Here is a 232-nt window from a genome sequence, read left to right as displayed (position 1 = left end):
CAGCGCCGATGGTAGTGAAGGCCTTGCCTTTGCGAGAGTAGGACGTTGCCGGGCTAAATATATTAATATTATCATCGCGGGGTGGAGCAGTCTGGTAGCTCGTCGGGCTCATAACCCGAAGGTCGTAGGTTCAAATCCTACCCCCGCAATATTGGTCCGGTAGTTCAGCTGGTTAGAATGCCTGCCTGTCACGCAGGAGGTCGCGGGTTCGAGTCCCGTCCGGACCGCCATA

2 tRNA genes are annotated in these 232 nt (G+C 56.0%); both read left to right on the top strand.

The annotated features are described in order from the left end of the window. The first annotated feature begins 75 nt into the window (after positions 1 to 75). Positions 76 to 149, top strand: a tRNA-Met gene (locus tag LIZ98_RS17855). A gap of 4 nt (positions 150 to 153) precedes the next feature. Continuing rightward, positions 154 to 230, top strand: a tRNA-Asp gene (locus tag LIZ98_RS17850). Positions 231 to 232 lie beyond the last annotated feature (2 nt).

Origin of the sequence: Caldibacillus sp. 210928-DFI.2.18 (assembly GCF_020554505.1) — a bacterium.
In the GTDB taxonomy this organism is placed as follows: Bacteria; Bacillota; Bacilli; order Bacillales; family Caldibacillaceae; genus Caldifermentibacillus; species Caldifermentibacillus hisashii.
This window is presented reverse-complemented; position numbering and strand designations above follow the sequence as displayed.